This is a genomic window from Acinetobacter sp. ESL0695, from assembly GCF_029392135.1.
Lineage (GTDB): Bacteria > Pseudomonadota > Gammaproteobacteria > Pseudomonadales > Moraxellaceae > Acinetobacter > Acinetobacter pollinis.
This window is the reverse complement of the sequence record NZ_CP113932.1, coordinates 2,359,844-2,375,176: the sequence shown is the minus strand read 5'-3', so window position 1 is coordinate 2,375,176 and position 15,333 is coordinate 2,359,844. Positions and strand designations below refer to the sequence as shown.

The following is a 15,333-nucleotide window of genomic DNA, read 5'->3' as shown; positions in this document are numbered from 1 at the left end:
ATATAGCCGACCTAGCTTGCTGATGACGAATCAGTGATGCGAATCATTAATAGAATTGAAGAACAACTTGTGTGGATTTTTACTGAGTGATCACTGAATATATTTAAGATTCATTGATTAAAAGTAGAAATTTACTCGAAGATTTATTTGAGAGCGAATATTTTTGCTAGTGATTAATGAGCCAGATTGATTCCCTTAAGGAATTAATGATTTTAACTGAAGAGTTTGATCATGGCTCAGATTGAACGCTGGCGGCAGGCTTAACACATGCAAGTCGAGCGGGGAAGGTAGCTTGCTACTGGACCTAGCGGCGGACGGGTGAGTAATACTTAGGAATCTGCCTATTAGTGGGGACAACGTTCCGAAAGGAGCGCTAATACCGCATACGCCCTACGGGGGAAAGCAGGGGATCTTCGGACCTTGCGCTAATAGATGAGCCTAAGTCGGATTAGCTAGTTGGTGGGGTAAAGGCCTACCAAGGCGACGATCTGTAGCGGGTTTGAGAGGATGATCCGCCACACTGGGACTGAGACACGGCCCAGACTCCTACGGGAGGCAGCAGTGGGGAATATTGGACAATGGGCGCAAGCCTGATCCAGCCATGCCGCGTGTGTGAAGAAGGCCTTATGGTTGTAAAGCACTTTAAGCGAGGAGGAGGCTTACCTAGCTAATATCTAGGCTAAGTGGACGTTACTCGCAGAATAAGCACCGGCTAACTCTGTGCCAGCAGCCGCGGTAATACAGAGGGTGCAAGCGTTAATCGGAATTACTGGGCGTAAAGCGCGCGTAGGTGGCCATTTAAGTCAAATGTGAAATCCCCGAGCTTAACTTGGGAATTGCATTCGATACTGGATGGCTAGAGTATAGGAGAGGAAGGTAGAATTCCAGGTGTAGCGGTGAAATGCGTAGAGATCTGGAGGAATACCGATGGCGAAGGCAGCCTTCTGGCCTAATACTGACACTGAGGTGCGAAAGCATGGGGAGCAAACAGGATTAGATACCCTGGTAGTCCATGCCGTAAACGATGTCTACTAGCCGTTGGGTCCTTTGAGGACTTAGTGGCGCAGCTAACGCGATAAGTAGACCGCCTGGGGAGTACGGTCGCAAGACTAAAACTCAAATGAATTGACGGGGGCCCGCACAAGCGGTGGAGCATGTGGTTTAATTCGATGCAACGCGAAGAACCTTACCTGGCCTTGACATACTAAGAACTTTCTAGAGATAGATTGGTGCCTTCGGGAACTTAGATACAGGTGCTGCATGGCTGTCGTCAGCTCGTGTCGTGAGATGTTGGGTTAAGTCCCGCAACGAGCGCAACCCTTTTCCTTACTTGCCAGCATTTCGGATGGGAACTTTAAGGATACTGCCAGTGACAAACTGGAGGAAGGCGGGGACGACGTCAAGTCATCATGGCCCTTACGGCCAGGGCTACACACGTGCTACAATGGTCGGTACAGAGGGTTGCTACACAGCGATGTGATGCTAATCTCAAAAAGCCGATCGTAGTCCGGATTGGAGTCTGCAACTCGACTCCATGAAGTCGGAATCGCTAGTAATCGCGGATCAGAATGCCGCGGTGAATACGTTCCCGGGCCTTGTACACACCGCCCGTCACACCATGGGAGTTTGTTGCACCAGAAGTAGATAGTCTAACCCTCGGGAGGACGTTTACCACGGTGTGGCCAATGACTGGGGTGAAGTCGTAACAAGGTAGCCGTAGGGGAACCTGCGGCTGGATCACCTCCTTAACGAAAAGGTGAGACTTGGTAAGAATCCACAACAAGTTGTTCTTCGGTATATTATCTGAGGGTCTGTAGCTCAGTTGGTTAGAGCACACGCTTGATAAGCGTGGGGTCACAAGTTCAAGTCTTGTCAGACCCACCAAAGACGAAAGATAATGTACAATTCACAAATGATTTTAAGCTGGGGACTTAGCTTAGTTGGTAGAGCGCCTGCTTTGCACGCAGGAGGTCAGGAGTTCGACTCTCCTAGTCTCCACCATGATTTTAGTTCGATTGATATTTCAATTTAATTAAGATTAAGCTAATAAATAAGCAAACAGCTTATTTGCTTATAGAGCTTAGTAGAAAGATTGTGTAAGATATGCGACCTTGATATTAACCTCTGTGAGTAATCACGGTACATGACCTGACGAAGGCATGTAAAATCATTAACAGATTATTCAATTTGAGTCTGAAATAAATTGTTCACTCATACATTTTGAAGCGTTTTAATTGAAATTTTAATTAATTTAGATTGAGACAAATTGAAATGAGATGAGAACTAGCAAATTAACTGAATCAAGCGTTTTGGTATGAGATTGAAGCTGTACACCTTGAAGTTCGCGTAAGCGACTGTTTGGGGTTGTATAGTCAAGTAATTAAGTGCATGTGGTGGATGCCTTGGCAGTCAGAGGCGATGAAAGACGTAATAGCCTGCGATAAGCTTCGGGGAGGCGGCAAATATCCTATGATCCGGAGATTTCTGAATGGGGGAACCCACTTACCATAAGGTAGGTATCAATAACTGAATACATAGGTTGTTGAGGCGAACGAGGGGAAGTGAAACATCTCAGTACCCTTAGGAAAAGAAATCAATTGAGATTCCGTCAGTAGCGGCGAGCGAACGCGGATCAGCCCATTAAGTTATCTAAGTTTTAGTGGAACACTCTGGGAAGTGTGACTATAAAGGGTGATAGTCCCGTACACGAAAGGGCTTAGATAATGATATCGAGTAGGGCGAGGCACGTGAAACCTTGTCTGAATATGGGGGGACCATCCTCCAAGGCTAAATACTCCTGACTGACCGATAGTGAACCAGTACCGTGAGGAAAGGCGAAAAGAACCCCTGTGAGGGGAGTGAAATAGATCCTGAAACCGCATGCATACAAGCAGTGGGAGCATACTTTGTTATGTGACTGCGTACCTTTTGTATAATGGGTCAGCGACTTATATTCAGTAGCGAGGTTAACCGTATAGGGGAGCCGTAGAGAAATCGAGTCTTAATAGGGCGTTTAGTTGCTGGGTATAGACCCGAAACCAGGCGATCTATCCATGAGCAGGTTGAAGGTTGGGTAACACTAACTGGAGGACCGAACCCACTGTCGTTGAAAAGCCAGGGGATGACTTGTGGATAGGGGTGAAAGGCTAATCAAGCCTGGTGATAGCTGGTTCTCCCCGAAAGCTATTTAGGTAGCGCCTCGGACGAATACCATAGGGGGTAGAGCACTGTTTCGGCTAGGGGGTCATCCCGACTTACCAAACCGATGCAAACTCCGAATACCTATGAGTACTATCCGGGAGACAGACTGCGGGTGCTAACGTCCGTAGTCAAGAGGAAAACAATCCAGACCGCCAGCTAAGGCCCCAAAATCATAGTTAAGTGGGAAACGATGTGGGAAGGCATAGACAGCTAGGAGGTTGGCTTAGAAGCAGCCACCCTTTAAAGAAAGCGTAATAGCTCACTAGTCGAGTCGGCCTGCGCGGAAGATGTAACGGGGCTAAAACTATGTGCCGAAGCTGCGGATTTACGCATTAGCGTAAGTGGTAGGGGAGCGTTCTGTAAGCCGATGAAGGTGTGTTGAGAAGCATGCTGGAGGTATCAGAAGTGCGAATGCTGACGTGAGTAACGATAAAACGGGTGAAAAACCCGTTCGCCGAAAGACCAAGGGTTCCAGTCCAACGTTAATCGGGGCTGGGTGAGTCGACCCCTAAGGCGAGGCCGAAAGGCGTAGTCGATGGGAAAATGGTTAATATTCCATTACTTCTGTGTAATGCGATGAGAGGACGGAGAAGGTTAAGTCAGCCTGGCGTTGGTTGTCCAGGTGGAAGACAGTAGGCATGCATCTTAGGCAAATCCGGGGTGCTCTATGCTGAGAGTCGATAGCAAGTAGGTTTACCTACGAAGTGGCTGATACCATGCTTCCAAGAAAAGTCTCTAAGCTTCAGTTACACAGGAATCGTACCCGAAACCGACACAGGTGGTCAGGTCGAGTAGACCAAGGCGCTTGAGAGAACTCTGCTGAAGGAACTAGGCAAAATGGTACCGTAACTTCGGGAGAAGGTACGCTGCTGATGGTGATGGAACTTGCTTCCTGAGCTGTCGGCAGCCGCAGAAACCAGGCCGCTGCAACTGTTTATTAAAAACATAGCACTCTGCAAACACGAAAGTGGACGTATAGGGTGTGATGCCTGCCCGGTGCTGGAAGGTTAATTGATGGGGTTAGCGTAAGCGAAGCTCTTGATCGAAGCCCCAGTAAACGGCGGCCGTAACTATAACGGTCCTAAGGTAGCGAAATTCCTTGTCGGGTAAGTTCCGACCTGCACGAATGGCATAATGATGGCGGCGCTGTCTCCAGCAGAGGCTCAGTGAAATCGAAATCGCGGTGAAGATGCCGTGTACCCGTGGCTAGACGGAAAGACCCCGTGAACCTTTACTGCAGCTTGACATTGAACTTTGACCTTACTTGTGTAGGATAGGTGGGAGGCTTTGAAGTAGTAACGCCAGTTACTATGGAGCCATCCTTGAAATACCACCCTGGTAATGTTGAGGTTCTAACTCTGACCCATAATCTGGGTCGAGGACCATGTCTGGTGGGTAGTTTGACTGGGGCGGTCTCCTCCTAAAGAGTAACGGAGGAGTACGAAGGTGCGCTCAGCGTGGTCGGAAATCACGCGTAGAGTATAAAGGCAAAAGCGCGCTTAACTGCGAGACCAACAAGTCGAGCAGGTACGAAAGTAGGTCTTAGTGATCCGGTGGTTCTGTATGGAAGGGCCATCGCTCAACGGATAAAAGGTACTCTGGGGATAACAGGCTGATACCGCCCAAGAGTTCATATCGACGGCGGTGTTTGGCACCTCGATGTCGGCTCATCTCATCCTGGGGCTGAAGCAGGTCCCAAGGGTATGGCTGTTCGCCATTTAAAGAGGTACGCGAGCTGGGTTTAGAACGTCGTGAGACAGTTCGGTCCCTATCTACCATGGGCGTTGGAAATTTGAGAGGATCTGCTCCTAGTACGAGAGGACCAGAGTGGACGAACCTCTGGTGTACCGGTTGTGACGCCAGTCGCATCGCCGGGTAGCTATGTTCGGAAGGGATAACCGCTGAAAGCATCTAAGCGGGAAGCCTACCTCAAGATTAGATTTCCCTGTGACTTTATGTCACCTAAAGAGCCGTTCAAGACTAGGACGTTGATAGGTTGGATGTGGAAGTGTAGCGATACATGAAGCTGACCAATACTAATTGCTCGTGAGGCTTGACTATACAACACCCAAACAGTTGTATTTCTCTTCAAATAGCTTGATTTAGTGATAAACCTAGTTACAATACAGACCAATTGAATAAACTGTTATGCCAAATTTGGTGGAACAGAGGCAATAATTAAGACCTCAATGTTCTCCATAAAAGTTATGCTGGCGACAATAGCGAGAGTGAACCACCTGATCCCTTCCCGAACTCAGAAGTGAAACCTCTTAGCGCTGATGGTAGTGTGGGGTTACCCATGTGAGAGTAAGTCATCGCCAGCATCTAATTCCTAAAAAGCCTCCACAAGGAGGCTTTTTTTTATGCGTTTTAATTATGATCTAATTCAGAATAGACTTTAATCCAATTTTTTGGCATGGTGATATATGAAAATATATACATTAAAGGATATAAAAGATGTCAACAGATCAGAACTTTCAAGCACCTAAAAATTTAGGTATTGCCGTATATGAGAATAATGCAGAAGCAATTGGCAATACACCCTTAATACGTATTAATAGAATTATAAAAGGTGGAGCAACAGTTCTCGCAAAAATCGAAAGTCGTAATCCCGCATTTTCCGTAAAATGTCGTGTTGGTGCAGCTTTAGTGAAGGATGCGGAACAACGTGGTGTTTTAAAAGAAGGTATGCACATTGTAGAACCTACAAGTGGTAATACTGGTATTGCTCTAGCATTTGTTGCAGCAGCAAAAGGGTATTCAATTACTTTAACAATGCCTGCCAGTATGAGTTTAGAACGACGTAAAGTATTAAAAGCTCTTGGTGCAAATCTAGTACTGACAGAACCAGCGAAAGGTATGAAAGGTGCTGTAGATGAAGCAATACGTTTAGCAAATGAAAATCCTGAAAAATATTTTTTACCGCAGCAATTTGATAATCCTGCTAACCCTAAAATACATGAAGAAACAACTGGTCCTGAAATTTGGCAGGCGACAGGTGGAGAAGTTGATATTCTCATTTCAGGTGTAGGTACAGGTGGAACAATTACAGGGATTTCAAGATATTTTGAGCAGGTTAAAAATAAACCTTTATATTCAGTTGCAGTAGAACCAACTGAATCACCAATTATTACACAAACTAAAGCGGGAGAAACAATTACGCCTGCACCTCATAAAATTCAAGGAATAGGTGCCAACTTCATTCCTAAAAATTTAGATTTAGACTTAGTAGATGAAGTATTACCAGTAAGTAGTGAAGATGCAATTGACTGGGCACGTAAATGTGCAACTCAAGAAGGGATCTTAGTTGGAATTTCTTGTGGGGCAGCATTGGCTGCAGCTGAAAAAGTTGCGTTGAGACCTGAAAATAAAGATAAAACGATTGTGGTCATTTTACCTGATAGTGGCGAACGCTATTTATCCTCAGTCTTATTTGCTGAAGAAGAGTAAAAATAGGGCGAAAGCCCTATTTTAAGGTTGAATGGCTGTAACGGTCATTTCAACTAGTACGTCTGGTGAATACATTTTTGCTTCAACACAAGTGCGCGCAGGCGGGTTTTGAGGATCAATCCATGCATCCCATAAAGTATTCATTGCTTGGTAATCTTTTTCGATATCTTTCAAATAAATAGTCACAGACAATATATGACTTTTATTACTTCCAGCATCAGCAAGGAAGCGATCAATATTATCTAATGTTTGCTGTGTTTGAGAGGTAATATTCTGGCTAGTGTCATCAGCAAGTTGACCCGCTAAATGAATAAGATTTCCATGGATAGCTGCTTCGCAAAAACGATTGGTTTTATGTAGGCGTGTAATACTCATTATTTTTGATCATCATTCATTACATTGTGGTGATCATACTGTAAATCAGCTAATGTTAAAAATACAAGGCTACGAACTTTTACCATAAAGAAAGCTGTGAAATAGAATTACTCATTTCAAGATGGTAGGTGGAAACGCCAACAAGCCGAAAATGAGTATCTATGGGGATATTCATTTCATTAATAAGTAAATCTGTAGCTTGTTTGAGTTGCTCTAAAGACTCAATAGCGTGAGAGAAGCTTTTACTATGTTGTAAAAGTTGAAAGTCACTTTTCTTAAATTTTAAACTGATTCCGTAGGCAATCATTTTCTTTTGCACTAGGCTACCCCAAACTTTTTCACAAAGTTCATAAATATATTGCCTACATCTTTCTATTGAATAGTTTGTGTCGAATGTCTGTTCTTTTGATATTTGTTGACGTATACGCTCATGCTGTACGGGTCGATCATCGATACCTTGAGCATACAAGTAGAGCTGCTTGCCATATTTACCGAAATGATGAATTAAAACAGATTCATCAATTTTCTGTATGTCACCTAGTGTATAAAGATTAAGCTTTTCTAATTTTTCCTGTGTAACTTTGCCAACACCAGGTATTTTTTTTAGAGAGAGGGCAGAGATAAAACTTTGTATATATGCAGGTTTTATAATACATAATCCATTGGGTTTGTACCAATCAGATGCGATTTTAGCAAGAAATTTATTGGGAGCTACTCCTGCTGATGCCGTGAGTCGTGTTTCTAGCCAAATATCTTGCTGTATATACTGAGCAATCTCCGTCGCTGTAGCAATACTTTTAAGATTATTCGTTACATCTAGATATGCTTCATCTAGAGAAATCGGTTCAATAATAGATGTATATCTTTTAAAGATATTATGAATAATGTTTGAGATTTCTCGATATTTGTTAAAGTTTGGTTCAATAATTACAAGTTGTGGACAGCGTTGCTTTGCTCGATGTAATGGCATGGCAGAGTGCAATCCATATTTTCTAGCAGGATAGGAGGCTGTTGTTAGCACTGAGCGTGGATGATCAAATGCAATTACAACAGGCTGATCAATGAGATCAGGTCGATCGCGTAGTTCAACAGACGCGTAAAATGCATCCATGTCGATGTGAATAATCTTACGCATAAATTATTATATGTTGATAGAAATCATAAACTGAGACGCTATTATATTATATAAATTAATCTGCTCCAGCATATAAATCTACTGCTATTTATAGAACGTAGCCACCAAATTTCTTTTTAATAAGATCCAGTTAAAAACCTCTCCTATGTGTTATAGCCAAATGGCTAATAGTATATTTTTTACCAAATATTATAGAGTGGGTGAATAAAAATACTTTTAATGTATGCACATAGGGAAGAAAAATGAATACATATAGCGTAGAAGAAAAACGTAGTCGTATTCGAGGAATTGTTGGTGCAGCGTCAGGAAACTTAGTAGAGTGGTTCGATTTTTATATTTATGCGGTATTTGCAGTATATTTTACGCATGCTCTCACTGCACCAGATATGACTGCTACGACTAAATCGATTTACGTCTGGGGTGTTTTTGCTGCCAGTTTCTTTATGCGTCCAATAGGTAGTTGGTTATTTGGAAGAATTGCTGACCGTCATGGGCGTAAGCAATCTATGGTGATTTCAATATGCTTTATGGCGGTCAGTTCATTCCTATTTGCAATTTTGCCTACTTATGATCAGGTTGGTATTCTTGCACCATTTTTATTGTTAGTCGTGAGGTTATTACAAGGATTATCGGTAGGTGGAGAATATGGCGCTGTTGCTACATATATGAGCGAACTAGGTCTTAAGGGGCAACGTGGTTTTTTTGCATCATTTCAATATGTGACCTTGTCAGGTGGTCAATTACTTGCAAGCTTACTTAGCGTCATTATGTTAACTTTCTTAACGCATGAACAATTAGAAGCAGGGTGGTGGAGATTTCCTTTTGTTTTGGGTGGCTGTGCTGCACTTATTTCCTTAATTGCACGTCGTCGTTTGGAGGAAACTTTATCTACTGATGAGAGTAAAAAAGAAGAGTCGGGTAGTTTAATTGAATTACTGAAAAAACATTGGAAAACCTTTTTATTGGTCGTTGGCTACACTTCTGCAGGTTCGTTGGCATTTTATACAATTACTGTTTATTCAAAGACCTACTTAACGAATAGTATTGGTATTCCTGATAAGACAGTCGGTTATATTATGACAATTGCATTATTGGTCTTTATGTTGGCACAACCTGTGTTTGGGGCTTGGGCAGACCGTATCGGTCGTCGTACAGCTATGCTTGCATTTAGTGCATTACTTGCCATTTCAATTTATCCAGTGATGGCAGTAGGTATGCCTTATTTTTCACACAATATATTTGCGGTAGCAGTCTTGCTTATTTTTATGATGCTTTTACTCAGTTTTTATACTTCTATTAGTGGTTTAGTGAAAGCTGAAATGTTTCCTACTCATGTAAGAGCATTAGGTGTCGGTTTTTCTTATGCTGTAGGGAATGCCTTGTTTGGCGGATCAGCACCCTCTGTCGCTTTACAGTTTAAAGCGATTGGTCTGGAAAATACTTTCTTTATCTACGTTATTGTTATGCTTGTTATCTGTTTCTTTTGTAGTCTAGCCATTCCTAAAGAACCAGAATATTTAGACCACCTCTAACATGTAATATTGAAGAATCTAAAATAAGTACTAGCTTACTTATTTTAGAGCATGCTAAATTTGTGAGATAAGTTAAATGATTAAAGAAAAAAAGCATGATTACGTTACATCACTTAGAGCACTCACGGTCTTTTAGAATTATATGGGCATTAGAAGAGCTTGGTATAGATTATAAGATTAAGTATTACGAACGAACATCGAGTTTTCTAGCACCTGATGCATTAAAGCAAGTTCATCCTTTAGGCAAAGCACCAATTCTGACAGATCAGGATATAGCATTTGCTGAATCAGGTGCAATTTTAGAATATTTACAGATGGCATATGATGGGTCTGGTACATTTAAGCCAAAACAACCTGCTCAATTACAGCATTACCTCTTTTGGTTGCATTATGCAGAAGGTTCGCTAATGCCTTTATTGGTATTTCGTCTGGTTCTTGGTCTAGCCGCACAAAGAGCACCATTTCTTATTCGACCTGTCGCACAGAAGTTTTCAAAAAATATAAAAAGAGGTTTTATTCAACCAAGATTAAGTGATCATGTTCAATATATAGAGAAATATCTGGCTGATCATGAATATCTGGCAGGAGAGTTTTCTTTTGCAGATATTCAAATGAGTTTTCCTTTAGATGTGCTTGCGAAAAAAGTTTCTTTAAATATTCCAAATATTAAACGCTATTTAGCACGAATAGAAGAAAGAGATGCATACCGTATTGCACGTGTAAAAGAAAAACTAGAGACCACTTGAAGTGATATTGGTGAGTGCATGTTTGGCTGGCGAATCTGTTCGCTACAATGCAACCGATGCATTAAATAAAACAGTTAAAAGGCTAGTGGCAGAGAAAAAAGCCATAATGATCTGTCCTGAGTTATTGGCAGGATTCTCTACACCACGACCCCCTGCAGAAATTAAGGGTGGCGATGGCCACGATGTACTTAAAGGTTTTGCCAAAGTTATTGAAAAAACAGGAAAAGACGTTACTCAGCAATATATTGATGGTGCTAGAAAAGCATTAGAGTTTGCTAAAAAGCATCATGTAACGCATGTTGTTTTAAAAGAGGGTAGCCCTTCTTGCGGGAGTGATTATATTTATAACGGTGAATTTAATGGACAAACAAATGTGGGTGTTGGGGTAACAACAGCTTTATTTCGCCAACATCATATTCAGGTTGTATCTGAACATTATCTAAGTGTAGAGGGTCTATAACCATAGTGTGCATTAAAGCGATCACTCATATGACTTGCAGAACTAAATCCATATAAGTGTGCAATTTCTATGAGTGTATGTGATGTATATCTAAGTGCATGATGCACCTTTTCTAAACGTTTTTGCATCACATACTGATGCGGAGAAATATCCATAGATTGACGGAACATGTGTGCAAAATGGTATTCGCTTAAATGTACTTGTTGCGCCAATTGATTCAGTGTGAGCGCTTGATCTAAATGTGCATCAATCCACGCTAAAATATATTTAAGTACTGATGGAGATAAGCCTCCTTTAATTTGAGGAGCATGCCATTTTACATTACTATAATTTTTAACCATATGTGTGAGCAGAAGTGATGCTGCCATACTCATTTCTAAATGATTTTCTTGATGTGCCCAAGCAGGCTGAACCAAATAGTTTTGGTATAGAAAACTCACTTTTGGATCGAGAACAAATGCGTGTTCCTGAAGTTCGATGGTATTTGGAGATTTATCCCAAACCTGTTCTGCAACGCGTGATAGATGCTGTTGTGTGTAATACAGATGTACAAAAGACAGATCACCTCGAATGTCCCAAGTGGATTCTGAATGTTGAGGCATTAAACAAAATTTATTAGGACCTCCACCATTTTTCCAACCTTGTGCTGTTTTTTGGTAGGTTTCATAGCCATCTTTCACATATAGACTGAGAGTGTGATGATTACTGCAGACATTCACGCAATCGTGTCTATTTTTCCAATAAGCAAGTTGAATCCCTGACCCAATATCTACAGAGTTGACCAGTTGAGTTTTGAAACGTTGTAGTTGTTCTAGAATGTCGTACCGCATACCAAAGGGCTATAAGAGAGTAGATTCATTTTTACTATAAACTGATTATCTAATATAAGAAATAGTATAAATACGCAGAAATATAGATAGCGATCGCAAGAATATGGATTCGATGCTTTATAAATTTATGGAAAATATGAATTTAAGCGCTTGAGATTATAAATATGAAGCTAAATTTAATGCTATATGGCTTTGTTGTTGTACTGTGGGGCACGACATGGCAAGCGATTACGCTACAACAACGTAGTTTTATTTCTCCCGAAGTTGCTGTGTTTTGGCGGTTTTTAATTGCAAGTGCTTTATTATTTAGTGTTCTTATCTTATTTAAAAGACTAAAAAAGATTTCAAAAGAAGCCCATTTATTATGTTTACTTCAAGGATGCTGTATTTTTGGATTTAACTTTTTGTGTTTTTACTACGCCGTCCATTATATAAATAGTGGTTTAGAAGCCATTATTTTTTCATTGGCTGTTTTGTTTAATGCGATTAATAGTCGAATTTTCTTTAAACAGGCAATTTCGCCAAGATTTTATATGGCAGCATGTTGTGGTGTATCAGGGATTGTGGCTCTATTTTGGCATGACATTTATGGCGTTAGTTTTAAGCCAGACGTGCTTCTTGGCATTGTTTTATGTTTGATGGGAACTTACGGTTTTTCTCTGGGAAATATGTTGAGTGTTCAACATCAAAAACAAGGGAGAGATATTTTTACGACGACTGCATATGCCATGTTATACGGCGCAATAATTATGCTAAGCCTATCGATCATTCAGGGAAAAAATATCGTACCTCATATACAAATGATTTCTCAAATGGCTATTCTTTATCTGGCTGTGTTTGGTTCAGTCATCGGTTTCTGTGCTTATTTTATTTTAGTCGGGCGTATAGGTGCGAGTAATGCCGCATACAGTACTTTACTATTTCCGTTGGTTGCGCTCATGATTTCTACAGTAATGGAAGGATATGTTTGGACAGCAAATGCTGTGTTTGGAATAGTATTAATTTTATTGGGAAATGCCGTCTTTTTTGTCAAATTACAGCGGTTAAAGCTATTTAAAAATAAACAGGCAATCAACTAATGATTGCCTGTTTGGAATCTTAATTTTTTACGACAATAGAGTCGATACCACTGTTTTGTAAGGTTTGCTGTGCAAGTATGGCTTCTTGCTGTGTTTGATACGGACCTGAGATAACACGATACCAAGTTTGTCCACCTTCTGTGCTTGTAATCACATCGGCAGGCAATTTGTTCATTAAAATTTCTGAACGTCTTGCATCGGCACTATCTGGGTCTTGGAAGCTTTTTACCTGTAAAATATACGAAACTGGCGCTGTATCGTTACCCGTTATTCCTGCATTTACGACATCTGAAGCTGGCTGAGGTGCTTCTACAATAATACTATTTGTCGTTGTCTGCCCTGTTGGAACAGCTTGTTCAGGAATTGGTGTAACCTGTTGCTTTGGCAACTGGTCATAGAAACGATAGTCATGGTTGGTTTCGGTATCTTTACTCATGGTATTTTGGCTGACTTGGGGGTGTTGCACAGGTGCCCAAGGTTTCCAAAGTGCAAAAGTAACCGCACCAAAGAGTACGATCAGAATAATCACAACTGTCCCTAACCAACTAGGAAATAATTTTGATTTAGATGGTTTGGGTTTTTTTGAAACACCACGTTGCACTTTACCAAACACGTTAAGATTCCTCTAACTTACATTGCTTCAGGTGCAGATACACCCAAAAGTGTTAAACCATTACGTAAAACTTGTTGTACATTTGCAGAAAGAAGAAGACGTGCTTGCGTGAGATTTGCATCATCATTCAGTACTTTATGTTCGTTATACCAAGCGTGGAATAGGGCAGCAAGTTCTTTAAGATAGTTACCAACTTGATGTGGTTCGTATGCATGAGCAGCACGTGAAACCACATCAGGATAAGCAGCCAGTTTTGCTAAAATTGCTGTTTCTGCTTCTAGTGTTAAGTGTTCTGCGAAAGGACGTGCATCTATCGTATTAAAAGTAATACCGACCTCTTTTGCCTTTTCTTGCATACGGCAAATACGTGCATGTGCATACTGGATGTAGTAAATTGCGTTATCTTTACTTTGTGATACTGCTAAGTCTAAGTCAAAGTCGATATGCTGTTCACTTTTGCGCATAACATAGTAAAAACGTGCTGCATCGTTACCAACTTCTTTACGCAAATCGCGTAATGTCACAAATTGTCCTGAGCGAGAAGACATTTGCAACATTTCTCCCCCACGCCATAGGCTTACAAACTGTACAAGAAGGACAGTAAGTTTTGAGGAGTCATAGCCTAAAGCATCAATTGCCGCTTTTACACGTGCAATATAACCGTGGTGATCTGAGCCCCAGATATTTACGAGTTGTGTATAGCCACGTTGAAGTTTATTTAAATGGTAAGCGATGTCTGAAGCAAAATAAGTCGCCTGACCATTACGGCGTTTTACAACACGGTCTTTTTCATCGCCAAATTCAGTCGATTTAAACCAGATATTGCCATCTTTTTCGTATAAGAAACCACGCTGTTCAAGCGTTTCTAATGCTTCTTCAATCTTGTCTGCAAGCGTTGCTTCGCTAAACCATTGATTAAACGTAACACCAAACTCACCTAGGTCATCTTTAATATCTTCTAAAATGGCATCGAGTGCTGCTTGATGGAAAATACGGTAGTTTGGCCCAAGGAGGTTTTGTGCATTTGCGATTAAACCATCAATATGCTTTTCTTTATCGCCAGATAGAATAACTTTGTTACCATCTTTATCGAGCTCTTCTGCATATTGAACGTCTTCTGGAACATCTTTATATACGTCTGCAACAGGGAAATTGTATTCAGTTCCATCTTGGTCGAGAATACTTTGTGCAATTTCTTTAACGTAGTCACCTTGATATGCATTTTTTGGAAAAACGAGTGTTTGCCCATTAAGCTCTAAATAACGTAAGTATGTCGATGTTGCAAGGATATCCATTTGACGACCAGCATCATTGACATAATACTCACGATCGACAGTAGCGCCAGTTGCTTCAAGTAGATTAGCAACTGTCATACCATAGGCTGCACCACGACCATGACCTACGTGTAAGCTTGATGTTGGATTCGCAGATACAAATTCGACTTGTACACGTTGCTCTGCATTATGTGTGGTACGACCAAATTGTTCTTGTTGTTGTTGAATCTGATCTAATACAGCATAGCGCTCATCTGCATTTAAAAAGAAGTTAATAAAGCCTGGCCCTGCAATTTCAGCTTTACTAATTTCTGAAACTTGCGGTAACGCAGCCAATATTTTCTCTGCAAGATCTCGAGGTTTCATACCTGCAGCTTTTGAGCCAACCATAGCAATGTTTGACGCAAAATCGCCGTGGCTTCGGTCTTTGGTACGGGTGAGGTGACTTACATTCTTCCAGTCTGCAGGGAGAATTTCTTGAGCAATAAGTGTTTGCACCGCATGGTCTAAAGCTGCTTGTATGGCCGTATTCATATCAATAGAAAAACTGTTGCATAAAAACAGTAAATATACCAAATTTCGGCTTCTTTAGGGAATGTTTCGTATATTTTGACAAATTGACAACGCATATAAAAAGG

Annotated in this window: 10 protein-coding genes, 2 tRNA genes and 3 rRNA genes; 10 read left to right on the top strand and 5 right to left on the bottom strand. The window is 41.2% G+C overall.

Translation table 11 applies throughout. The annotated features are described in order from the left end of the window. Nucleotides 1-213: 213 nt before the first annotated feature. From OZX61_RS11420 to cysK, 6 genes are all read left to right on the top strand, one after another. Nucleotides 214-1,748: ribosomal RNA gene (locus OZX61_RS11420) — 16S ribosomal RNA — on the top strand. A 59-nt stretch (nt 1,749-1,807) separates the two neighbouring features. Then, a tRNA-Ile gene (locus OZX61_RS11415) sits at nt 1,808-1,884 on the top strand. 41 nt (nt 1,885-1,925) lie between these two features. Next, a tRNA-Ala gene (locus tag OZX61_RS11410) sits at nt 1,926-2,001 on the top strand. Nucleotides 2,002-2,370: 369 nt separating this feature from the next. After that, nucleotides 2,371-5,262 (top strand): 23S ribosomal RNA (locus tag OZX61_RS11405). 148 nt (nt 5,263-5,410) lie between these two features. After that, nucleotides 5,411-5,525, top strand: a 5S ribosomal RNA gene (gene rrf / locus OZX61_RS11400). The 16S, 23S and 5S rRNA genes sit together here with 2 tRNA genes alongside, the layout of an rRNA operon. Nucleotides 5,526-5,658: 133 nt before the next feature. After that, on the top strand, nt 5,659-6,651 hold the full coding sequence (gene cysK / locus OZX61_RS11395) for a cysteine synthase A (protein WP_277094847.1): 993 nt from the start codon (nt 5,659-5,661) through the stop codon (nt 6,649-6,651). A gap of 21 nt (nt 6,652-6,672) precedes the next feature. Here the strand turns inward: cysK and OZX61_RS11390 are convergent, their stop codons facing one another. Both OZX61_RS11390 and dinB read right to left on the bottom strand, forming a co-directional pair. Then, nucleotides 6,673-7,026: a RidA family protein gene (locus OZX61_RS11390; protein ID WP_277094846.1), complete on the bottom strand. Its 354-nt coding sequence runs from the start codon at nt 7,024-7,026 to the stop codon at nt 6,673-6,675. A gap of 79 nt (nt 7,027-7,105) precedes the next feature. Further along, on the bottom strand, nt 7,106-8,161 hold the full coding sequence (gene dinB / locus OZX61_RS11385) for a DNA polymerase IV (protein WP_277094845.1): 1,056 nt from the start codon (nt 8,159-8,161) through the stop codon (nt 7,106-7,108). Nucleotides 8,162-8,403: 242 nt separating this feature from the next. Between dinB and OZX61_RS11380 the strand changes: the two genes are divergently transcribed. The 3 genes from OZX61_RS11380 (at nt 8,404) to OZX61_RS11370 (ending at nt 10,899) form a co-directional block, all read left to right on the top strand. Further along, nucleotides 8,404-9,693, top strand: a complete 1,290-nt coding sequence (locus tag OZX61_RS11380) for an MFS transporter (RefSeq protein ID WP_277094844.1) — start codon at nt 8,404-8,406, stop codon at nt 9,691-9,693. Between the two features lie 95 nt (nt 9,694-9,788). Beyond that, on the top strand, nt 9,789-10,439 hold the full coding sequence (locus tag OZX61_RS11375) for a glutathione S-transferase (RefSeq protein ID WP_277094843.1): 651 nt from the start codon (nt 9,789-9,791) through the stop codon (nt 10,437-10,439). A 1-nt stretch (nt 10,440) separates the two neighbouring features. After that, nucleotides 10,441-10,899, top strand: a complete 459-nt coding sequence (locus OZX61_RS11370; protein ID WP_277094842.1) for a DUF523 domain-containing protein — start codon at nt 10,441-10,443, stop codon at nt 10,897-10,899. On the opposite strand, the gene OZX61_RS11365 is transcribed toward OZX61_RS11370, so the two are convergent. Beyond that, on the bottom strand, nt 10,875-11,729 hold the full coding sequence (locus OZX61_RS11365) for an AraC family transcriptional regulator (protein WP_195772450.1): 855 nt from the start codon (nt 11,727-11,729) through the stop codon (nt 10,875-10,877). The two genes, OZX61_RS11370 and OZX61_RS11365, sit on opposite strands and share 25 nt — an antisense overlap. Nucleotides 11,730-11,893: 164 nt before the next feature. Between OZX61_RS11365 and OZX61_RS11360 the strand changes: the two genes are divergently transcribed. Next, nucleotides 11,894-12,808, top strand: coding sequence for a DMT family transporter (locus OZX61_RS11360; RefSeq protein ID WP_277094841.1), 915 nt, complete (start codon nt 11,894-11,896; stop codon nt 12,806-12,808). A gap of 19 nt (nt 12,809-12,827) precedes the next feature. Here the strand turns inward: OZX61_RS11360 and OZX61_RS11355 are convergent, their stop codons facing one another. Both OZX61_RS11355 and argS read right to left on the bottom strand, forming a co-directional pair. Next, nucleotides 12,828-13,421, bottom strand: coding sequence for an SPOR domain-containing protein (locus OZX61_RS11355; RefSeq protein WP_195772448.1), 594 nt, complete (start codon nt 13,419-13,421; stop codon nt 12,828-12,830). Between the two features lie 17 nt (nt 13,422-13,438). Continuing rightward, nucleotides 13,439-15,229: an arginine--tRNA ligase gene (gene argS / locus OZX61_RS11350; protein WP_195772447.1), complete on the bottom strand. Its 1,791-nt coding sequence runs from the start codon at nt 15,227-15,229 to the stop codon at nt 13,439-13,441. Nucleotides 15,230-15,333: the final 104 nt, after the last annotated feature.

Excerpts from the sequence above, each read along its gene's own strand:
- cysK (WP_277094847.1), top strand. The coding sequence starts at position 5,659 with ATGTCAACAGATCAGAACTTTCAAGCACCTAAAAATTTAGGTATTGCC.
- OZX61_RS11390 (WP_277094846.1), bottom strand. The coding sequence starts at position 7,026 with ATGAGTATTACACGCCTACATAAAACCAATCGTTTTTGCGAAGCAGCT.
- dinB (WP_277094845.1), bottom strand. The coding sequence starts at position 8,161 with ATGCGTAAGATTATTCACATCGACATGGATGCATTTTACGCGTCTGTT.
- OZX61_RS11380 (WP_277094844.1), top strand. The coding sequence starts at position 8,404 with ATGAATACATATAGCGTAGAAGAAAAACGTAGTCGTATTCGAGGAATT.
- OZX61_RS11375 (WP_277094843.1), top strand. The coding sequence starts at position 9,789 with ATGATTACGTTACATCACTTAGAGCACTCACGGTCTTTTAGAATTATA.
- OZX61_RS11365 (WP_195772450.1), bottom strand. The coding sequence starts at position 11,729 with ATGCGGTACGACATTCTAGAACAACTACAACGTTTCAAAACTCAACTG.
- OZX61_RS11360 (WP_277094841.1), top strand. The coding sequence starts at position 11,894 with ATGAAGCTAAATTTAATGCTATATGGCTTTGTTGTTGTACTGTGGGGC.
- argS (WP_195772447.1), bottom strand. The coding sequence starts at position 15,229 with ATGAATACGGCCATACAAGCAGCTTTAGACCATGCGGTGCAAACACTT.